This window comes from Mobilicoccus pelagius NBRC 104925 (genome assembly GCF_000247995.1).
GTDB lineage: Bacteria > Actinomycetota > Actinomycetes > Actinomycetales > Dermatophilaceae > Mobilicoccus > Mobilicoccus pelagius.
This window is the reverse complement of sequence record NZ_BAFE01000020.1, coordinates 1-16,044: the sequence shown is the minus strand read 5'-3', so window position 1 is coordinate 16,044 and position 16,044 is coordinate 1. Positions and strand designations below refer to the sequence as shown.

Annotated in this window: 13 protein-coding genes and 2 pseudogenes; 8 read left to right on the top strand and 7 right to left on the bottom strand. The window is 72.2% G+C overall.

Annotated features, from left to right (window positions below; translation table 11 throughout):
- Nucleotides 1–2 precede the first annotated feature (2 nt).
- Genes MOPEL_RS03510 through MOPEL_RS03500 form a run of 3 tightly spaced genes read right to left on the bottom strand, consistent with a single transcriptional unit; the run spans nucleotide 3 to nucleotide 3,396 of the window.
- Nucleotides 3–746, bottom strand: coding sequence for a succinate dehydrogenase/fumarate reductase iron-sulfur subunit (locus MOPEL_RS03510; RefSeq protein ID WP_009481478.1), 744 nt, complete (start codon nucleotides 744–746; stop codon nucleotides 3–5).
- Nucleotides 743–2,704, bottom strand: a complete 1,962-nt coding sequence (locus MOPEL_RS03505) for a fumarate reductase/succinate dehydrogenase flavoprotein subunit (protein WP_009481477.1) — start codon at nucleotides 2,702–2,704, stop codon at nucleotides 743–745. The genes MOPEL_RS03510 and MOPEL_RS03505 overlap by 4 nt, the downstream gene beginning before the upstream one ends.
- Nucleotides 2,701–3,396, bottom strand: a complete 696-nt coding sequence (locus tag MOPEL_RS03500; RefSeq protein WP_009481476.1) for a succinate dehydrogenase/fumarate reductase transmembrane subunit — start codon at nucleotides 3,394–3,396, stop codon at nucleotides 2,701–2,703. Before MOPEL_RS03500 ends, MOPEL_RS03505 begins: the two co-directional genes overlap by 4 nt.
- Before the next feature lie 219 nt (nucleotides 3,397–3,615).
- Between MOPEL_RS03500 and MOPEL_RS03495 the strand changes: the two genes are divergently transcribed.
- The 6 genes and pseudogenes from MOPEL_RS03495 to MOPEL_RS18900 form a co-directional block, all read left to right on the top strand.
- Nucleotides 3,616–3,966: a hypothetical protein gene (locus MOPEL_RS03495; RefSeq protein WP_009481475.1), complete on the top strand. Its 351-nt coding sequence runs from the start codon at nucleotides 3,616–3,618 to the stop codon at nucleotides 3,964–3,966.
- Nucleotides 3,967–4,178: 212 nt separating this feature from the next.
- A complete protein-coding gene (locus MOPEL_RS16450; protein WP_009481474.1) occupies nucleotides 4,179–5,084 on the top strand; it encodes a DUF952 domain-containing protein in 906 nt (301 codons plus the stop codon).
- A 164-nt stretch (nucleotides 5,085–5,248) separates the two neighbouring features.
- On the top strand, nucleotides 5,249–5,428 hold the full coding sequence (locus MOPEL_RS03480) for a hypothetical protein (RefSeq protein WP_040632754.1): 180 nt from the start codon (nucleotides 5,249–5,251) through the stop codon (nucleotides 5,426–5,428).
- A 98-nt stretch (nucleotides 5,429–5,526) separates the two neighbouring features.
- Nucleotides 5,527–6,162, top strand: a complete 636-nt coding sequence (locus tag MOPEL_RS03475; RefSeq protein ID WP_009481472.1) for a recombinase family protein — start codon at nucleotides 5,527–5,529, stop codon at nucleotides 6,160–6,162.
- A gap of 221 nt (nucleotides 6,163–6,383) precedes the next feature.
- Entirely contained in the window at nucleotides 6,384–7,193 is an 810-nt protein-coding gene (locus MOPEL_RS03470; protein WP_009481471.1) for an alpha/beta fold hydrolase, read from the top strand.
- A 738-nt stretch (nucleotides 7,194–7,931) separates the two neighbouring features.
- Nucleotides 7,932–8,153 (top strand): annotated as a pseudogene (locus MOPEL_RS18900) (Dyp-type peroxidase domain-containing protein); the annotation flags it as partial.
- Nucleotides 8,154–8,356: 203 nt separating this feature from the next.
- Here MOPEL_RS18900 and MOPEL_RS03460 read toward each other — a convergent pair.
- The 3 genes and pseudogenes from MOPEL_RS03460 to MOPEL_RS03450 all read right to left on the bottom strand — a co-directional run.
- Nucleotides 8,357–9,010, bottom strand: a complete 654-nt coding sequence (locus MOPEL_RS03460; RefSeq protein WP_009481469.1) for a class I SAM-dependent methyltransferase — start codon at nucleotides 9,008–9,010, stop codon at nucleotides 8,357–8,359.
- A gap of 34 nt (nucleotides 9,011–9,044) precedes the next feature.
- The gene (locus MOPEL_RS03455) at nucleotides 9,045–10,910 is read right to left on the bottom strand and encodes an ABC transporter ATP-binding protein (RefSeq protein ID WP_051992201.1); all 1,866 of its coding nucleotides are present in this window, start codon (nucleotides 10,908–10,910) and stop codon (nucleotides 9,045–9,047) included.
- 177 nt (nucleotides 10,911–11,087) lie between these two features.
- A pseudogene (locus MOPEL_RS03450) lies at nucleotides 11,088–12,857 on the bottom strand (ABC transporter ATP-binding protein); the annotation flags it as partial.
- Nucleotides 12,858–13,069: 212 nt separating this feature from the next.
- Between MOPEL_RS03450 and MOPEL_RS03445 the strand changes: the two are divergent.
- Nucleotides 13,070–14,413 (top strand): APC family permease, encoded by a 1,344-nt coding sequence (locus tag MOPEL_RS03445; RefSeq protein ID WP_009481467.1) that lies wholly within the window; start codon nucleotides 13,070–13,072, stop codon nucleotides 14,411–14,413.
- A 134-nt stretch (nucleotides 14,414–14,547) separates the two neighbouring features.
- Here the strand turns inward: MOPEL_RS03445 and MOPEL_RS03440 are convergent, their stop codons facing one another.
- Complete coding sequence (locus MOPEL_RS03440; protein ID WP_245544706.1) at nucleotides 14,548–14,757, bottom strand: Txe/YoeB family addiction module toxin; 210 nt, start codon at nucleotides 14,755–14,757, stop codon at nucleotides 14,548–14,550.
- Nucleotides 14,758–15,152: 395 nt separating this feature from the next.
- On the opposite strand from MOPEL_RS03440, the gene MOPEL_RS15690 reads away from it, so the two are divergent.
- Nucleotides 15,153–15,509, top strand: a complete 357-nt coding sequence (locus tag MOPEL_RS15690) for a hypothetical protein (RefSeq protein WP_051992197.1) — start codon at nucleotides 15,153–15,155, stop codon at nucleotides 15,507–15,509.
- The last annotated feature ends 535 nt before the right edge of the window (nucleotides 15,510–16,044 follow it).

The window sequence follows — 16,044 nt, the reverse complement described above, 5'->3', positions numbered from 1 at the left end:
TCTCACCGACGGGTGAACACGGAGCGCAGGCGCTCGCGGGGCACGGCCGCGACGGCGCGGAGCGGGATGCCGGCCGGGCACACCTCGGCGCACTCGCCGTACAGGGAGCACGGGCCGAAGTCCTCGTCGAGCCGCCTGCTCACGGCCCGCGACCGCGCGGTGCGTTCGATCCGCGGCTGCGGCAGGAGCGAGAGGTGGGCGAGCTTGGCGCCCGCGTAGAGGTGGGCCGCACCGTTGGGGCAGGCCGCGACGCACGCCCCGCACCCGATGCAGGCCGCCATGTCGAGGGCGTCCTCCGCCGTCTGCGACGGCACGGGGAGGGAGTCGGCGTCGGGTGCCGTGCCCGCGTCGACGGAGACGTGTCCCCCGGCGGTGAGGATCCGATCGAGGGCGGCGCGGTCGACGACGAGGTCCCGCACGACGGGGAACGCGGCCGACCTCAGCGGTTCGAGCGTGATCGTGTCGCCGTCGGCAAAGGACGAGAGGCGTTGGTGACACGTCGGGGTGTTCGCGGTCGGCCCGTGGGGTCGCCCGTCGACTGTGACGCCGCACGCGCCGCAGATACCCTCCCGGCAGTCCGACTCGAAGCTCACGGGGGAGCCACCGGACTCGATGAGCCGCGTGTTGAGGAGGTCGAGCATGTCGAGGAGGCTCATCGACGGGGCGAGGTCCTCCAGGGTGTGCTCCTCCACGCGGGGGGCGTCGCCCGGTCGCTCCTGGCGGTGGATGCGCAGCGTGAGTTTCATGCGTAGCTCCTCGTCGTGGGCGGCACGGCCTCGAACGTGAGCGGCTCGGCGTGCCGGGTGAAGCGGAGGTCTCCGTGCCCCTCCCCGTGCGTCGCCCACGCGGAGGTGAAGGACCAGTGGTCGTCGTCGCGTCGAGCCTCGCCGTCGTCCTGGTGCTCGACGCGGAAGTGGGCGCCGCAGGACTCCTCCCGGTCGTAGGCGTCGACGCACATGAGCTCCCCGAGTTCGAGGAAGTCGGCGACGCGGCCCGCCTGTTCGAGGGTCTGGTTGAGGCGGTCGCCGGTGCCGTCGACGCGGACGTCCTTCCAGAACTCCTCACGGAGGGAACGGATCTCCTCGGCGGCGAGGGCGAGCCCGTCGCGGGTGCGGGCGACGCCGCAGCCGCGGTAGAGGATGTCGCCGAGACGCCGGTGGAACGTCGCGGGCGCCTGGGTGCCGCCGACGCCGAGGAGGCGATCGACGCGGGCCTCGACGCGGGCGAGGGCCTCCTGCACGGCGGGGGAGTCCGGCCCCGGCAGGGGCGTGCCGAGCATCCCCGCGAGGTGGTTCGGCACGGTGTTCGGGATCGTGAACCACCCGTCGACGCAGGCGGACAGGAGCGAGTTCGCGCCGAGACGGTTCGCGCCGTGGTACCCCCACCCGGACTCGCCGGCGACGAAGAGCCCCGGGATGCTCGTCATGAGGTCGTAGTCGCTCCACAACCCGCCCATCGTGAAGTGGGCGGCCGGGGCGATGCGCATCGGCACCTCGTACGGGTCCTCGCCGGTGGCGTGGTGGTACATCGTGAAGAGGTTGCCGTAGCGGGACGCGATGGCGTCCCGGCCGTCGCGGGCGAGCGCGTCGCGGAAGTCGAGGTAGACGCTGTTCGCGAGCGGCCCGACGCCGTGACCGTCGCCGATGCGGGCGGTGGCGGCCCGGGAGGAGATGTCGCGCGGGGAGAGGTTGCCGAACGCGGGGTACATCCGCTCCAGGTAGTAGTCGCGCTCCTCCTCGGGGATCTCGGCCGGCAGCCGGTCGTCGCCGGGGCGGGCGGGCACCCAGATACGGCCGTCGTTGCGGAGCGACTCGCTCATGAGGATCGTCTTGGCCTGCCACGGAGTGCTCACGGGCAGCGCCGTCGGGTGGAACTGGACGAAGCTCGGGTAGGCGAGCAGGGCGCCGTGACGGTGGGCACGCCACGCCGCGCTCGCGTTGCTGTTCACGGCGAGGGTGGAGTGGAAGTACACCGAGCCGTAGCCGCCGGTGGCGAGGACGACGGCGTGCGCCGGATACGCCTCGACGGCACCGGTGGCGAGGTCGCGCGTGACGATGCCCCGGGCGTGACCGTCCTCGCAGATGAGATCGAGCATCTCGTGGCGCGTGTGGAGGCGGACCCGGCCCGCGTCGACCTGCCGTTGGAGGGCGGCGGCGCCGGCGATCTGGAGCTGCTGGCCCGTCTGTCCGCGCGTGTAGTAGGTGCGCGACACCTGCACACCGCCGAACGAGCGGGTGGCGAGGCTGCCGCCGTACTCGCGGGCGAAGGGCGCGCCGATGGCGTTCATGTGGTCGATGACGCGCACGGACTCCTCGGCGAGGCGGAACGCGTCGGCCTCACGGCCGCGGAAGTCGCCGCCCTTGACGGTGTCGACGACGAACCGCCGGATCGAGTCGCCGTCGACCTTGCGGGCGCGGGCGGCGTTGATGCCGCCCTGCGCGGCGACGCTGTGGGCGCGGCGGGCGGCGTCGTGGATCGTGAACGCCTCGACATCGTAACCGAGTTCGGCGAGGGAGGCGGCCGCGCCGGATCCGGCGAGGCCGGTTCCGACGACGACGACGGTGAAGCGGCGCCGGTTGAGGGGGCTGACGAGGCGGTACTCGGCGCGGCGACGGGCCCACGCGGTCGCCAGGTCGCCGGTCGGGACGCGGCCGTCGAGCGGGTCGGGGGCGTGCTCGATGCGGGGCGGGGTGGGAACGGTCATGAGAGGACTCCCATCTGGACGGCCAACGGGATGCCGGCGTTGCCGAGCACGACCGCGACGGCGAGCAGGCCCGCGATCCACACCATCACCCGACGCGCGCGGGCGCCGGTGACGCCGAGGTCGTTGGCGGCGAGCACGGTTCCGTGCCAGAGGTGCGCGGCGAGGGCGAGCATCGCGAGGACGTAGAACGTCGCGGTGACCGGCCGCGTGAAGCTCGCGACGAGGTTCGCGTAGGGCGACCCGGCCGACCCCGCACCCGTGAACTGCGGTGACGCGGCCGGCGCGACCCCGAGGGTGAGGTCGAGGACGTGGAGGCCGAGGAAGACGAGCAGGAGCAGACCGGTGGGGAGCATCGCCCCGGCGGCCCGGGAGCGTCCGGTCGTGTGTCTCGCCCGTACCCCGCCCCGTGCACGCCGTGCCCGCACGGCGAGGGCGAGGGCGGCGGCGACGTGGGCGACGAGCGCGACGACGAGGAGGACGCGCAGCGACCACAGCACCCCCTCGTGGGGGACGGGCGGATAGCCGACGACGCGCAGCCAGTGGGCGTAGGAGTCGAATCCCTGCGCACCGCCATAGACCTTGAGGTTGCCGATCAGATGGACGAGGGCGAACCCCGCCCACACGATCCCCGTCACGGACATGGTGAGCTTGAGGACCCACAGCGGCACCCCGGTACGCGGTCGTCCGGTCATGGCCATCCCTCCCGACGCTGCAGCGAACGATGAGATCACCGTCGACGCTAGCGTGGTCCGACCATTCCCGTCGGCACATGGGCGGTTCCTCCCCGGATGCGTCGGCCCGCGAGACGAACGGTCTTGGGAGGCGAACGGATACGGGTCGGCAAGGGCGCCGTCCGCCTCGGGCATGATGGGCGTCCCCGACACGCGGTGCGCACGACGGAAGGTGGGCCCATGGCCGACGACATCGCGGGGTACGTGCCCCTCACCGACGACCTCGCGCGACTGCCCCTCGGTGCGTCCGTGGCGGTGGGCGACCTCCCCGAACCGCGGCCCGATCTGCGGACGGTCGCACCCGACCTCGTGACCACCGGGGTCGCCGTCGTCGCGAACGCCCCTGTTGCCGAGCAGATTTCCAGTGCTGATCTCGTCGTCGCAGGTGAGCGTCGGATGCTCCACCACCTCGCCAGCGCCGCGGACGTCGAGATCCCCGTCCGTCTGCTCGCGCCCGCGTCGACGCCGCGAGAGGACGTCGACGCGATCCTCGCCACGACGACGCTCCAGGTGCTCCTCGCCGTCTCCTGAGCGGAGCGTGTCCGACGGCGGGAACGGATCCCGGGCGCCGAGGGGGCCGGTACGCGATCGCGCGGTCCGACGCCCGAGGCGTCCTCCGGTGGCGCAGGGACGATCGACGACCCTTCTGGAGCACCCCGGAGGACGGCCGCGTGGTCCCGCGACGCCGTCGCGGTCGAGGGGCGCCCGACCATCGGTGGGGAGGGGGCCGCGATGATGGGGCCATGACGATCTATCACCTCGCCTTCGACGAGCAGTGGGACGACGCCCGCGCGTCGGGGGAGTACGGCATGTCGACGCGCGATGCGACCGTCGCCGAGATCGGCTTCCTCCACGCGTGCCTCGACGCGGAGCAGTTGGCCGGGGTGATCTCGCGGTTCTACGCCGACGTCGCCGAGGATCTCTGCGTCCTCGCCCTCGACGAGGACCGTCTCGCGCGCAGCGGCCACGTCGTGCGGCTCGAACCCGGCGACCCGAACGACCCGGCCTCCGAGCGCTTCCCCCACGTGTACGGCGGACCGATCCCCGTCGATGCGGTGGCCGAGGTCCTCACCGGGCAGCGCCCGCGCGACCTCGTCGCCGCCGTCCGCACGCACGGCGTGCAGTCGACGAGCGGCGAGGAATGGTGGGACGTGCGCGACGCCGACGGACGGGTCACCGGCGACCGGTTCCTCCGCGGCGGCACCGCCTGGCCCGAGGGGGCCTTCCACCTCGTCGTGGGCATCTGCCCTATCGGCTCCGACGGTCGGGTGCTCGTCTCGCAACGATCCGCGACGAAGGACTGGCCCCTCGAGTGGGAGTTCGCCGCCGGCAGCGCGCTGCTTGGCGAGACGAGCCGACAGGCCGCGGCGCGGGAACTCGTCGAGGAGGTCGGTCTCGCCGTGGCCGAGGACGACCTCGTGCCGGTGGGGCGCCTGACCGAGGCGCACGCCCTGTTCGACTTCTACGCCGTCGGGGTGCCCACCGACGCGGCCGTCTCCATCGACCCGGTCGAGGTTGCGACGACCCGCTGGGTCGACCTGGACGAGGTCGAACGCATGTGGACCGCAGGGGAGTTCGCCGCCCCGTGGCAGCCGCGGCTCGAGGTGTGGATCTCCGAGCTGCGTCGACTCGTCGCCGACCGGGCGTGATCCGGCGTACGCGACCGGCCACCGTGAGGTGACGGAGGCGAGGTGGTTCCGAGCGGGGTGGCGAGACGACGCGGCGGGGGAGTGGCCCCGGTCTTCCGGCGCCGCGCCGACGTCGTCGGTCTCGGTGACCCGCTCGGGGCGTCACCCGCGGCTAGGCTGATGACGTGACCGAGGAGGAGCAGGGGAGTGGTGGCGTCGCCGCCGACGCTGCGCATGCCGCGACGCTGCTCGAGGAGGTCGTCCGCGCCGTCGATGCGGGGGAGATCACCGCCACCTCCTCGGAACGCGCGTACCTCGCCGGGTCGGCAGCCGCGTTGCGTGCCATGGCTCGTCGTAGTCCCTGAGGTTGGCGTACGCCTCGGACCGTTGTTGTACAAGAGACGACCGTTTGTTGTACGGTGCGGGGGAGAGGTTCGTCATCCACTCCTGAACGGGAGATCCCATGCGTTGCATCGGCTACATCCGCGTGTCCACGACCGACCAGGCGGTCAACGGCATCAGTCTCGACGCCCAGCGCGCCGCCCTCGAGGCCGAGGCGCGCCGTCGCGGCTGGGACATCGACATCGTCGCCGACGAGGGAATCTCCGGATCCTCGCACGACCGGCCGGGGCTTCGTAGGGCTCTGGCCGGCCTCGATGCCGGTGAGGCGCGCTGCCTCATGGTCGCCAGGCTCGACCGGATGACCCGGTCCGTCTCCGGGCTGGCCCGCATCCTCGCCCGGGCGCAGGAGAGCGGCTGGGAGGTCGTCATGCTGTCCCCGGGCATCGACACGACCGATCCCGCGGGCCGGTTCACGACGAACATCCTCGCCTGTGCCGCCCAGTACGAGCGTGACCTCATCGGTCAGCGCACGCGAGAAGCCCTTGCGCACAAGAAGTCTCAGGGCGGCACGCTCGGCCGGCGTCGCAACGTCGACCAGGCCGTCGTCGCACGCATCCATCGCCAGCGTGCCGAGAAGAAGTCGCTGCGGGCGATCGCCGAACAGCTCAACGCCGAGGGTGTCCCGACGGCCCAGGGTGGCGCCAAGTGGCACGCGTCGACGGTGAGCGCCGTCATCAAGATGTACGCCCCGGCGTGACCGGGGGATCGGACCTTCTGCTGTACAGGACGGTCTCCGAAGGTTGCATTGACATAATGTCGATTATCGGCGCGCATGGGAGGTGGGTGGATCACCCCTCTCGGACGTGCGACACCCCTCGACGTGCGACACCCCTCTCGGGGCCGTCGACCCCTTCTCGGTGGACCGGCCACCGTCGCGACGGGTCCGGTGCCGTTCCCCGAGCCGGATACCCTCGGGACGTGAACGCATCGAGGGAACGCTCCGCAGGGACGACGCTCGCCGAGACGGTCGTCGGCGACTCCGGCCCGACCGTCGTCTTCTGTCACGGGTTGTTCGGTCGCGGCCGCAACTTCGGTTCGATCGCGTCGGCGCTCACGCCGCACTACCGCAGCGTCCTGCTCGACATGCCGAATCACGGCGCCTCCCCCTGGACCGACCGGTTCGACTACGAAACGGCCGCCGGGATGGTCGTCGACCATCTGCGATCCGGTCCGGCGTCCGAGGGGCCGGTGCACCTCGTCGGGCACTCGATGGGCGGCAAGATCGTCATGACCGCAGCGCTCATGGCGCCCGAGCTCGTCGACCACCTCGTCGTCGTCGACATCGCCCCGACGAGTTCGGCGGCGACGTCGGAGTTCGAGCACCTCATGGACGCGATGCTGTCGCTCGACGTCGAGCACGCGACGACGCGCCAGGAACTCGACCGACAGATGGCCGAGGAGGTGCCGGAGGCGGGCCTGCGCGGGTTCCTCCTCCAGAACCTCCGCCGCGAGGGCGACCACTTCGCGTGGGAGCCCAACCTCACGATGCTCCACCGCGACATCGACGCGGTCGTCGGTGACATCCCGCACGACGAGGGCGAGTTCGACGGTCCGGTCCTGTGGGTGGCGGGTTCGGAGTCCGGATACGTCACGGAGGACTCGGAGCCGGTCATGCGGCGGCTGTTCCCCCGCACGCGCAAGGTCGTCGTCAAGGGCAGCGGACACTGGGTGCATTCGCAGAAACCGGAGGAGTTCACCGCGGTCCTGCGGGGATTCCTGGCCTCCTGATCGCACTCCCCCGGCCCCACGCCATGGCCCTCACGCTCCTGCCACCGCTGGTGGTCGTCCTCGCGCTCCTCGCCGGGCTGTCGGGGGCGAACGGCCGGTCGCCGACGCGGGTCGTGCGGCAGTGGTGGATGCGTCACGACGCGATCGCCCGGTGGTCCGTGGCGAGTGCGTCGGCGACGTTCGTCTCCGGTACCTGCTCGCGCCGGTGTCGCTCATGCGTGTCGCGGACACCGGGGCGAGCTACGGATTCGCGTGTCTCGCGGCACTGTCGATCTACCGCCTCCGGGGCGTGAGTCGCGCCCTCCTCGGCGTGTGCCTCGACGCGGTCGTCGTCTACGGGGTGATCGAGGGGACGGGTCCACCGCCCGCGGCCACGCGGTCGCCGTGCTGCCGGGCCCGGTCCGCACGGCGGTGGCCCACTCCCCCGCCGTGCGTGCCCGGGAGAGCGACGCCGGTGAGCTGTGGGACCTGTGGCGGCCGACCCCGCACCGACCCCCGATCGCCCCGACGATCCGTGCCGAGAGTGGTGAGGAGCATCGGCGGCGGGGCCGCTGTCGGTGGTCGGGTCTGGGGTCGCGTCGACCCGCCAGCCACGACGAGCGGGGGGCGGCGTGACCGTCAGGGACAGGACCCAGGCCATCCACGCGAACACCGCACCGCGCGTCTCGATCTTCCTCACGGTGACCGTGCCGGAGGGGCACGAGGGGGGTCCGCGAGACGCTCGCGGAGGTCGCGGGCATCGTCCACAGCACCGGATTCCGCGCCCCCGAGGCCGATCTCAGCGGCATCGTCGGCATCGGTGCCGAGCTGCGGGACCACATGTACGACGCCCCGCGCCCGGCGCAGCTGCACCCGTTCCGCCCCGTCGAGGACGACACGCACACCGCGCCCGCCACGCCCGGTGACCTGCTCTTCCACGTCCGCAGCCAGCACATGGACTCGGCGTTCGAACTCACCCGGCTGCTGCGGGAGGCGTTCGTCGGCGACGTCGTGCCCGAGGACGAGGTTCTCGGCTTCCGGTACTGGGACCAGCGCGACCTGCTCGGGTTCGTCGACGGCTCGGAGGACCCCACGCATGATTCCCGAGCGGCGCCCGTCTGCGGGAGTCTGCGCCACGCCCACGGCCCCCGACCTCGTCCGGTCGGGGGCCGTGGGCGTCGTGGTCAGGGGCGTCGGGCCATGAGGACGACGGCCGGTCCGTGGTCCTCGCCCGGGGCGAGGCGGAGGTCGGCCTCGACGAGGAGTCCCGCGTCGGTCATGACGGCGCCGAGGGCGTCGGCGGTCCAGCGGTGCGTCGTCCAGTCGACGGGGATGCCGCCGTAGGCCTCGGTGCGGTGTACGTCGTCCTCACCGGCGTGGGTGGCGACGAGGACCCGCCCGCCCGGGGCGAGTGCGTCGCGGAACGAGGCGACGACGGCCGGCAGCACGGCGCGGGGCAGGTTGAAGAGCGACCACCAGCCGAGGATGCCGCCGAGCGACGCAGACTCGACCCGTAGGTCGGTGGCCGACCCGACGTCGTAGCGACACCGGGGATGCAGCCGCCGGGCGTGGGTCACCATGCGCGGCGAGAGGTCGATCCCCGAGGCGTCGAGGCCGCGCTCGTGCAGGTAGGCCGTCACCTGGCCCGGGCCGCACCCGACGTCGAGCACCGGGCCGAGTCCCGCCACCGAGGTGGCGAACGCGTCGAGCGCCGCCCGCAGCCACGGCTGGGTGCGGACGTCGGCCATGCCCTGTTCGAGGAACAGCTCGACGTACCGGTCCGCCACGGCGTCGTAGGAGGCGGCGGTGCGGGCGAGGAGGCCGTCGTCGGCGCTCACGGGCGCCTCCCTTCTCACGGGGTCGGTGTCCACGTCAGGCCGCCCGCCACGCGTGGTAGAGGTCCGCGAACCGCCCCCCGGCGGCGACGAGTTCGGCCGGTGAGCCGTCCTCGACGATGCGTCCGTCGTCGACGACGAGGACGCGGTCGGCGATCATCACCGTCGAGAGGCGGTGGGCGATGATGAGCGCCGTCCGCGAGCCGAGCAGCGTCGTGAGCCCTTGTTGTACGGCGCGCTCGGACGGGATGTCGAGGGAGCTCGTCGCCTCGTCGAGGATGAGGACGGCCGGGTCGGCGAGGAACGCGCGCGCGAACGAGATGAGCTGCCGTTGGCCGGCCGAGACCCGCCCGCCGCGGGTGTTGACGTCGGTGTCGAACCCCTCGGGAAGGGCCCGGATGAACTCCCCCGCGCCGATCGCGTCGGCGGCGGCCTCGATGTCGGCCCGGGACGCGCCGGGGCGGCCGAGCTCGATGTTCTCGGCCACCGTGCCCGAGAACAGGTACGCCTCCTGCGTCACCATGACGACGTTGCGGGTGAGGTCCTCGGCCGTGAGGTCGCGGACGTCGACCCCGTCGAGGCGGACGCTGCCGGCGCTCACGTCGTAGAAGCGGGCGACGAGCTTGGCGATCGTCGACTTGCCCGCGCCCGTGCGGCCGACGAGCGCGACCGTCTGACCGGCGGGGACGTGGAGGTCGACGGGCTTGAGGACGAGCGGGCCGCCGGGTGAGTACCGGAACGAGGCGTCGAGGAGCTCCACCTCTCCCTCGGCCCGCGGCAGCGGTGTCGGGTGCTCGGGGTCGCGCACGGCGGGCACCTCGGCGAGCAGCGCGGCGATCTTCTCGAGCGCTGCGACGGCCGACTGGAACGAGTTGTAGAAGTTCGCGATCTCGTCGATCGGCTGGAAGAACCGTCGCGCATAGATGACGAGGGCCACGAGGACACCGACCTGCAGATCGCCCGACAGTACGCGGAAGCCGCCGACGACGAGGACGACCGCGATCGTCGCGTTCGCGAGGATGCGCAGTGCGGGCTGGTAGATGCCGAAGATCATGATCGACGCGAGCGAGGCGTCGCGGTAGCTCTGGGCGAGCTTGTCGTACCGTTCGAGGTCGGAGTCCTCCTTGCGGAACGCCTTGACCGCCCGGATGCCCGTCATCGCCTCGACGAAGTGGACGATGAGCCGCGCCGAGTGCGTGCGGATCTCGCGGTACGCCTCGCGCGACCGGCGCTGGAACCACACGGTGAGCGCGACGCCGGGCGCGAGCATGAGCAGCATGACGGCGCCCGTGACCGGGTCCATCGCGAGGATGAACGCGACGGTGAACAGCATCGACAGCGACGACCCGACCATGACGTCGATGCCGGAGTCGAGCAGCTCGCGCAGCGCCTCCATGTCGGAGGTCTGGCGCGAGACGATGCGTCCCGAGGTGTACCGCTCGTGGAACTCGAGGTCCTGACGCTGCGTGGCCCGGAACACGCGCCGCCGCAGGGTGAGCAGCACGTCCTGCCCGATGACCGTGGACTGTCGCACGTACCCGAACGTCAGCGCGCCGCCGACGACCGCGGCGGTGACGTGGGCGCCGGCCGCGAGCCACGTGAGGGTCGCGTCGCCGCGCACGAGGGCGGGCAGGGCGTGGTCGATGCCCCACGCGATGATCGCCGGGCCGGCGACCACGGCGAGCTGGGCGAGGACGACCATGACGCCGAGCCGGACGATGCGGCTGCGCGCCGGCCGCAGCAGCTCCCGGAGCAGACGCAGCGAGCGGCGGCGGGACTCGCGGTTCTCGGCGTCGGTGAGCGGCGCTTCGCCGGTGCCGGGGACGGGGTGCGTCGGTGGCGTCGGCGTCGCGGGGGTGTCCGCATCGGCGGAGGGCGCGTCCGGGGCGGTGCTCCCCTCCATCCGCTCCCCCGGCGCCTCTCCCCCGACCTCGAGGTCGGGCGCGGTTTCAGCGGGTTCGGACACGGCCGCGCGGTCGTCGTGGGCGTCGGCGGGGTGCGCGGGTGCGACAGAGGCGGTCTCGACGCCACTTGCCGCCGAGTTCGCCTGCGCGACAACCGCGTTCGGGGTCTGCTCGACGAGGTCGGTGATGTCGCGCTGTTGGGCGGCCTCGCGCTCGGCGTCGGTGAGGACGTACCGGTACCGCTCGGAGGTCGCCATGAGCTCGGTGTGGGTGCCGACCGCGACGACGCGGCCGCCGTCGAGGAGGGCGACGCGGTCGGCGAGGGCGACGGTCGAGGTGCGGTGGGCGACGATGAGCGTCGTCGTGCCCGTGAGGACCTCGCGCAGCCGCTGCGTGACGGTCTCCTCGGTGCGGGTGTCGAGTGCGGAGAGGGGGTCGTCGAGGAGGAGGACGGCGGGTCGGGCGGCGATCGCGCGGGCGAGGGCGAGGCGCTGGCGCTGGCCGCCGGAGAGGCTGAGGCCCTGCTCGCCGATGCGGGTGTCGACGCCGTCGGGCAGGTCGTCGACGAACCCGGCGTCGGCGGTCCGCAGCGCGAGGCGCAGGAGGGCGTCGGCCTCGGCGGCGTCGAGCGTGGGGTCGGCGCCGAGGAGGACGTTCGTGCGCACCGAGTCCGAGAACAGGGTGGCGTCCTCGAACGCGATGGCGGTGCTGCGGCGCAGGTCGTCGAGGTGCAGGTCGCGGACGTCGACGCCGTCGACGGTGATGCGTCCGCCCGTGACGTCGTAGAGGCGCGGCACGAGCTGGAGCAGGGTGGACTTGCCGCAGCCGGTGAGGCCGACGAGCGCCATCGTCTCCCCCGGCCGGACGTGCAGGTCGACGCCCTGCAGCAGGTCGGGCACCTGGGCGGGCGCGTCGGGGTAGCGGAACCGGACGTCCTCGAATCGCACGTCGCCGCGGGGGGATCCGGCGGGCAGGGGTGCCGGGGCGTCGGGTGAGGTGATGGTGTCGGGCTCGTCCATCACCTCGTAGTGGCGCTGGAGGGCCGTCGTCGTGTTGACGGCCTGCCCGAGCAGCTGCCCGAGCATGCGCGTGGGGCCGACGACGAGCGTGGCGGTCGCGAAGTACGCGGCGAGGCGGCCGACGTCCATGGTTCCGTCGGCGACGGCGTGCAGGCCCAGGTAGAGCGCGACGCCGAGCGCGAACTCGGGCAGCGCGAAGATCGCGGCGGTGAAGTGGGCCATCGCGGTGGCCTTGCGCACCTCCGTCTGCCGCAGCTCGTCGGCCCGGCCGGTGAAGACGTCGAGCGCGGTGGGTCCGCGGCCGAACGCCTTGAGGACGCGGATGCCCTGCACGGACTGCTCGATGGTGGTCGCGAGGTCGCCGTTCTGATCCTGGGAGAGCCGCGAGAGCGCGTGGTAGCGGCGGCTGAACAGGTAGGAGATGACGGTGACGGGTGCCGCGCCGAGCAGGAACACCCCGGCGAGCAGCGGGCTGGCGTGGACGAGGAGTCCGAGGCCGACAAGGATCGTCACCGAGCTCGTGACGACCATGATCATGCCGAACGCGACCCAGCGGCGGATCTGGTTGATGTCGCTCATCGACCGCGACAGGAGCTGGCCGGAGCCCCACGCGTCGTGGAACGCGACGGGCATGCGCTGCACCTTGTCGTAGAAGCGGACGCGCATCTGCTTCTCGGCCATGGTGGCGGGCGCGACGGCGAACGTGCGGCGCAGCCAGATGAGGGACGCCTCGACGACGCCGAGCCCGAGCACGACGGCGCCCGCGGTGAGGACGGCGGCGCTCGTCGGGTCGGTGCCGAGCCGATTGACCAGCCGTTGCAGCACCTGCGGGATGAGCAGCGCGACCACCGACGCCGCGAGCGCCGACAGCAGCCCGAGGAACAGGCGGGTGCGGATCGGGCGGACGGTCGTCCACAGACGGCCCATGGGGGTGTTCACCGGCGGCCTCGACTTCGTGGGTGTGCCACCGGATCTCGGGGGCCGGTCCAGCGTAGACATCACGACCGACAACGGGCCCGTCCCTCGCCGACATCCGGCATGTGCCACGACCGGGGGTCGCGTTCGGCCCCAGGGCGGGTGGTCGTATCGTGCGCTCCGCGTGCGGGAGCCCGCGCGTCCCCCATCACGAGGACTGCGACATGACCACCATGACTCCGGGGCTGCGGCGCCGCGTCACCTTTCCCGAGCTCATCGCCTACGGGCTCGTCTTCATCGGGCCTGCGGCGGCCGTCGGGGTGTTCGGCTCCCTCGACGCGAAGAGTCACGGCGTCGTCCCCGTCGTGTATCTCGTCGCGACGATCGCGATGGCGTTCACCGCGTCCTCCTACGTCCTCATGTCGCGGGAGGTGCCGAGCGCGGGGTCCGTCTTCGCCTACGCCCGCGCCGGGCTGGGACGTCGGCCGGGGTTCTTCGCCGGGTGGATGATCATGCTCGACTACCTCCTCATCCCCTCCGTCGCCTATCTGTTCACGGGGATCGCCCTCAACTCGTTGCTTCCGTCGGTCCCCGTGTGGGTGTGGACGGCCGGAGCGGTGCTGCTGACGACGGTGCTCAACCTCGCCGGCTCGAAGATCGCCGCACGAGCGGCCGCGGTGGTGGTCGTCGTCGAGGTCGTCATCCTTCTCGTCGTCCTGGTGCTCGGCACCTACGTCCTGCTCACGCAGGGCCCGCAGCGCCCCTGGACGAGCCCGATCACCGGGATGGGTGAGTTCTCGTGGCACGCCGTGTGGGCGGCGGTCTCCGTCGCCGTGCTGTCGTACCTGGGCTTCGACGCGATCGCGACGTTCGCCGAGGAGACCGTCGGCGACGCGCGGGTCGTGGGGAGGGCGACGCTGACGTGCCTCGTCGTCGCCGGTGTCCTCTTCATGGCGCAGACGTACGTCGGAGCACTGCTCACGCGGGTCACGCCCCAGGAGCTCGCCGCCACCCCCGAGCTGCAGGGGGCGGCCTACTACACGGCCGTCGGCGACCAACTGGGCGGGTGGCTGCACACGGCCCTGGCGCTCGCCAAGGGCGCCGGTGCGGCGTTCTCCGCGATGGTCGGGCAGGCGGCCGCGTCGCGCATCCTCATGGACATGGGCCGCTCGGACGTGCTTCCGGCCGGTCTGACGCGTGTGTCCGCCCGCACCGGTGTCCCGATGGTCGGGGTGCTGGTCGCCGCCGCGGGCAACGTGGCGATGGCGACGTGGGCCGCGACGCAGCCCGACGGCCTGGATCATCTCGTCTCGATCGTCGACGTCGGGGCGCTCGTGGCCTTCGTCATGCTGCACGCCTCGGTGGTGGGGTACTTCTGGGTCCGCCGGCGGGCGGGCGAGCGCTCGCTCCGGGTGCACGTGATCGTCCCCGTCGTCGGGGCGGTGGTGCTTCTCGTCGTGCTCGCCAACGCCTCCCCGACGGCCCTGATCGTCGGTGCCGTGTGGGCGCTGCTCGGCCTGACGGTGATGCTGCTGCGTCCCGGCGCGGATCTCGCGGTCGGGGAGTGACCCGCCGAGGAGGACGCCGCTGAATGGACGGCGGTCGCGGGCCTCTGGACGGTGGCGACGCAGATCGCCGAGGCGTCGGCCGACTGCCCCGGAACGACGCGAGGCAGAACGGCCTGTCGGGTGTAGTGGACCTGTCAGCTGTAGTGGAAACGGGCCTGGAGGACGACGAGGTCGTCGCCGTCGACGAGGTAGACGAGGCGGTGCTTCTCGGTGATCCGACGGGACCATGCCCCGGCCAGCATGTGGCGCAGGGGCTCGGGCTTGCCGATGCCGGAGGTCGGGTCGCGCAGCGCGTCGTCGATGAGCCGGTTGATCCGCGTGAGACTCTGCCGGTCCGCCGACAGTCAGCAGGGGTAGTCGTCCGAGCTGTTGGGGGTGAAGACGAGCTTCATGGGTCCAGATCGTGTTCGACGCGCATGCCGGAGCGCGCCTGGCGCAGGCTCTCGAGCAGGTGTGCCGTCGTGGCGCTGCGCGCCGCCCGGGGCGCTGCGCGCCCCAGACAGGACGGCCCGGCAAGCCGGGCCGGAAGACAGCTGGTGGGACGGCGCTTCGCGCCTTGATCGGTTGCGAAGGTCCTCTCGGCATGCCCCTCCATCCCCCCACTTCGCGGGGGACGAGACCCGGCGCTGCGCGCTCTCGTGATCACACCGTGATTTCTCACCAGGCGCGGAACGGGCGAGGCGCGCCTGATGGATGGGCCGACGCTCGATCCGTACTGCGGCGCCCACTGACGGAGGACATGGCCTTGACGGTGCCGCGCACCGGCCGCAAGCACCTGCTGCCCTCAGCGATGTGGGGACGGATCTTCTTCGATGACGTGGCGATCCCGTGGAGCAGCGCAGACGCCCACCGCCTGCGCGTGGTGGAGCGCTTGCGCGCGGCGGGGGCCAGCGAGGCCGACCTGCGACGCCCGAGCCCGCTATGGCCGCTGCTGCGCAGCGCCGGCGGCGCGCACACGCAGGTGCTGTCCGCCTGGCCGCTGCTGGACCCGTGGCGTGATCGTCTGCCCTGGCTCGAGGAGTGCTCGTGGTCACTCGTCGACCTCGAGGTTGAGCAGCAACCCCCGATGCTGCGCAAGGGGGCTCTGAAGCTGTGATGCCCAGGGACAACTAGAGGGGCGCGCCGCGCCGCTGGGGCGCCCCCTCACCTTCACCCCTCCCTGCTGGATGCGCAGCCTGCCCTCTCGGACCTGGCTTTGGGCCGGCGACTGGAAGGTCGGTGCCTCGTTGAGGACGCTCAGCTCGTAGGTCTCACCGAGCTGGCCGCCGGTGTAGCGCGCCAAGCCCAGCACGTGACCGTCACGATCGACGGTGAGCAGGTCCTAGGTCTGCGAATCGCGGCTCGCACCCAGCGGCCGCCACTTGCAGCACGACCACGGGGCCGCCTTCGCGGCGGCGCCCCGGCCCACGACGTACCGTCGTACCCCTCGGTGGGGATCTCCTCGGAGGGGCCGCTGACGTACTCGAGCGTGGGCTCAATGAGTTGAATCTGCACCGACAGCTCCACGACCGCCGCTGGGACCCTCCTCGCTGCAACGCCACGATACCTGTCCCGGCTCGTCTCCCAGCCCCGCAGACCACGGACAACGCACGGGTGCCCCTATCCGTGGCTCGCGTAAGGTCATCCATAAT

What these genes read in the sequence shown, in the direction of transcription:
- MOPEL_RS03510 (WP_009481478.1), bottom strand. Translation starts at nt 746, where the DNA reads ATGAAACTCACGCTGCGCATCCACCGCCAGGAGCGACCGGGCGACGCC.
- MOPEL_RS03505 (WP_009481477.1), bottom strand. Translation starts at nt 2,704, where the DNA reads ATGACCGTTCCCACCCCGCCCCGCATCGAGCACGCCCCCGACCCGCTC.
- MOPEL_RS03500 (WP_009481476.1), bottom strand. Translation starts at nt 3,396, where the DNA reads ATGACCGGACGACCGCGTACCGGGGTGCCGCTGTGGGTCCTCAAGCTC.
- MOPEL_RS03495 (WP_009481475.1), top strand. Translation starts at nt 3,616, where the DNA reads ATGGCCGACGACATCGCGGGGTACGTGCCCCTCACCGACGACCTCGCG.
- MOPEL_RS16450 (WP_009481474.1), top strand. Translation starts at nt 4,179, where the DNA reads ATGACGATCTATCACCTCGCCTTCGACGAGCAGTGGGACGACGCCCGC.
- MOPEL_RS03475 (WP_009481472.1), top strand. Translation starts at nt 5,527, where the DNA reads ATGCGTTGCATCGGCTACATCCGCGTGTCCACGACCGACCAGGCGGTC.
- MOPEL_RS03455 (WP_051992201.1), bottom strand. Translation starts at nt 10,910, where the DNA reads ATGGAGGGGAGCACCGCCCCGGACGCGCCCTCCGCCGATGCGGACACC.
- MOPEL_RS03445 (WP_009481467.1), top strand. Translation starts at nt 13,070, where the DNA reads ATGACCACCATGACTCCGGGGCTGCGGCGCCGCGTCACCTTTCCCGAG.
- MOPEL_RS15690 (WP_051992197.1), top strand. Translation starts at nt 15,153, where the DNA reads ATGGCCTTGACGGTGCCGCGCACCGGCCGCAAGCACCTGCTGCCCTCA.